This is a genomic window from Microbulbifer mixtoriginis (SeqCode) (assembly GCF_052468275.1).
This window is the reverse complement of the sequence record NZ_CP174341.1, coordinates 907,501-910,000: the sequence shown is the minus strand read 5'-3', so window position 1 is coordinate 910,000 and position 2,500 is coordinate 907,501. Positions and strand designations below refer to the sequence as shown.

Sequence of the window (2,500 nt, the reverse complement as noted above, 5' to 3'; positions counted from 1 at the left end):
GTGGATCCAGTGGCAAGATTTTGCAGAAGCTCTAAAAAACCTAAAGGGGAATGGTAAAGATCTTTTTTGGAGATGTATTTTTTTGGAGTAAAAACCGACTAATTTATTTAGAGCTATTTTTGCAAGCTACTGGAAACACTGGACCTACACTGCATGGCGAGCAGCGCTCGTCAGCCTGCGGTGCATGGCTCCGGATTTACGAACGATTCACAGAGCAGTGCAGGCACGCGAGATAGTGAAAATATTTTACCGTAGCCAAAAAGAAACCCCGGTAGCGCAACCGGTGAAGGATTCTTTTTTAGAAACCGGACAGCTCGTATCGATTTAGCCTGCTGAAGGCAGCTCGGAGGGTGAGAGCCACAGGCTCGAATCAATATGACTTTGCGCGCAGCGCGTCTCTCTTCTTTCCCTTTCTTAGTTTTTGGTTTTTTAATTTTTCTCAGCCATAAAAAAAGGGCCACCCTATTGGGTGGCCCTTTCGGATTAGAAGCCTGACGATGACCTACTCTCACATGGGGAAGCCCCACACTACCATCGGCGATGTTGCGTTTCACTTCTGAGTTCGGCAAGGGATCAGGTGGTTCCACAACTCTATTGTCGTCAGGCAAACTGGCTTGGGTTGGCGTTGGTCTTATAAGCAATCTGCTTGGCCTGCCGTGTTATCGCTGTTTGCCTCGGTCTGTTGACCGGCGATAACCCCAAATAAGTCGGTAAAACAATCTGTAGTAATACACCGCAAGCGATCATTGTGTGTCTTTCATTCCACAATCCGCTAGCTTAGCTAGTCGTTAGTAACCATCTCTGTTGTATGGTCAAGCCGCACGGGCAATTAGTACTGGTTAGCTCAACGCCTCACAACGCTTCCACACCCAGCCTATCAACGTGGTAGTCTTCCACGGCCCTTTAGGACTCTCAAGGAGTCAGGGAAATCTAATCTTGAAGGAGGCTTCCCGCTTAGATGCTTTCAGCGGTTATCCCGTCCGAACATAGCTACCGGGCAATGCCACTGGCGTGACAACCCGAACACCAGAGGTTCGTTCACTCCGGTCCTCTCGTACTAGGAGCAACTCTTCTCAAATTTCCAACGCCCACGGCAGATAGGGACCGAACTGTCTCACGACGTTCTAAACCCAGCTCGCGTACCACTTTAAATGGCGAACAGCCATACCCTTGGGACCGGCTTCAGCCCCAGGATGTGATGAGCCGACATCGAGGTGCCAAACACCGCCGTCGATGTGAACTCTTGGGCGGTATCAGCCTGTTATCCCCGGAGTACCTTTTATCCGTTGAGCGATGGCCCTTCCATACAGAACCACCGGATCACTATGACCTACTTTCGTACCTGCTCGACATGTCTGTCTCGCAGTCAAGCGCACTTATACCATTATGCTCATTGCATGATTTCCGACCATGCTGAGTGCACCTTCGTACTCCTCCGTTACTCTTTGGGAGGAGACCGCCCCAGTCAAACTACCCACCATACACTGTCCTCGATCCGGATAACGGACCAGAGTTAGAACCTCAAACATACCAGGGTGGTATTTCAAGGACGGCTCCACAGTAACTAGCGTTACTGCTTCAAAGCCTCCCACCTATCCTACACAAGTAGGCTCAAAGTTCAGTGCAAAGCTGTAGTAAAGGTTCACGGGGTCTTTCCGTCTAGCCGCGGGTACACTGCATCTTAACAGCGATTTCAATTTCACTGAGTCTCTGGTGGAGACAGCGTGGCCATCGTTACGCCATTCGTGCAGGTCGGAACTTACCCGACAAGGAATTTCGCTACCTTAGGACCGTTATAGTTACGGCCGCCGTTTACCGGGGCTTCGATCAAGAGCTTCGCCGAAGCTAACCCCATCAATTAACCTTCCGGCACCGGGCAGGCGTCACACCCTATACGTCCTCTTACGAGTTTGCAGAGTGCTATGTTTTTAATAAACAGTCGCAGCCACCTGGTCACTTCGACCGGCCTCAGCTTAGGGAGCAAGTCCCATCACCAAAACCGGCGTACCTTCTCCCGAAGTTACGGTACCATTTTGCCTAGTTCCTTCACCAGAGTTCTCTCAAGCGCCTTGGTATTCTCTACCTGACCACCTGTGTCGGTTTAGAGTACGATTCACTATTGCCTGAAGCTTAGAAGTTTTTCCTGGAAGCAGGGCATCAACCACTTCACCCACTAAGTGGGCTTCGTCATCAGTTCTCAGCCTTAGGGACCCGGATTTGCCTAAGTCCCCAGCCTACAACCTTAAACATGGACAACCAATCGCCATGCTGGCCTAGCCTTCTCCGTCACTCCGTCGCAGCAATAGCGAGTACAGGAATATTAACCTGTTTCCCATCGACTACGGCTTTCGCCCTCGCCTTAGGGGTCGACTAACCCTGTCCCGATTAGCGTTGGACAGGAACCCTTGGTCTTCCGGCGGGGAGGTTTTTCACCTCCCTTGTCGTTACTCATGTCAGCATTCGCACTTGTGATACCTCCAGCAGACCTCCCGATCCACCT

2 rRNA genes (1 of these 2 cut by a window edge) are annotated in these 2,500 nt (G+C 50.9%); both read right to left on the bottom strand.

The window, feature by feature from the left end:
* Positions 1-489 precede the first annotated feature (489 nt).
* A 5S ribosomal RNA gene (rrf, locus tag ACJJIC_RS04110) occupies positions 490-605 on the bottom strand.
* 203 nt (positions 606-808) lie between these two features.
* A 23S ribosomal RNA gene (locus tag ACJJIC_RS04105) occupies positions 809-2,500 on the bottom strand; it runs 1,190 nt beyond the window's last position.